Origin of the sequence: Xanthomonas sp. SHU 166 (assembly GCF_000364685.1) — a bacterium.
In the GTDB taxonomy this organism is placed as follows: Bacteria; Pseudomonadota; Gammaproteobacteria; order Xanthomonadales; family Xanthomonadaceae; genus Xanthomonas_A; species Xanthomonas_A sontii.
Window position 1 is genome coordinate 1 of sequence record NZ_AQOJ01000284.1, and the last position, 866, is coordinate 866.

Here is an 866-nt window from a genome sequence, read left to right on the forward strand (position 1 = left end):
TGCCCCGCGCCTGGGCGCGGCCAGCCGCAACGGCCACGAGGCGGTGCTGGGGACCGCGCTGATGATCGCCGGCGGCAACAGCCGCACCGTGGCGCAGGCCGCGGCCGCGCGTCTGGCGCAGGTGAACGCGTCGCTGCCGCCGGACATCGTCGCGGCACCGGTGCTGGACCGCAGCGTGCTGGTCAACGCGACCATCAGGACCGTGGCCAGGAACCTCACCGAGGGCGCGCTGCTGGTGGTGGTGATCCTGTTCCTGCTGCTGGGCAACCTGCGTGCGGCCGCGATCACCGCGCTGGTGATTCCCTTGTCGTTCCTGTTCGCGGTGATCGGCATGCACCGCTTCGGCATCAGCGGCAACCTGATGAGCCTGGGTGCGCTGGACTTCGGCATCCTGGTGGACGGCGCGGTGATCGTGATCGAAGCGACCCTGCTGTTGCTCGGCCAGCGCCGCGCCGCGCTGGGCCGTGCGTTGAGCGCGACCGAGCGCCTGGGCGTGGCCGCCGAGGCGGCGCGCAAGATGGCGCGGCCGGCCGCCTTCGGCCAGTTGATCATCCTGCTGGTGTTCGCGCCGATCCTCACCCTGGAAGGCGTGGAGGGCAAGACGTTCCAGCCGATGGCAGCCACCTTCATGCTGGCCCTGGTCGGCGCGTTCCTGTTTTCCTTCACCTTCGTGCCGGCGATGGCCGCACTGCTGGTGCGCGAGCCGACGCTGCAGGACGACGCGGCGCATGCGGCCGAGGGCACGCACGAAACATGGCTGCTCCGCGCACTGCGCACGCGCATCGCACCGGTGATCCGCGCGGCCGTCGCGCATCCGCGCACGGTCGCCGCCGGTGCGGTGGCGATGCTGCTGGCGGGGGGCGGCG

Annotated in this window: 1 protein-coding gene; it reads left to right on the forward strand. The window is 72.1% G+C overall.

The window, feature by feature from the left end:
* On the forward strand, window positions 1–866 hold an 866-nt coding region (locus D180_RS08925; protein WP_043090694.1), incomplete at both ends, for an efflux RND transporter permease subunit.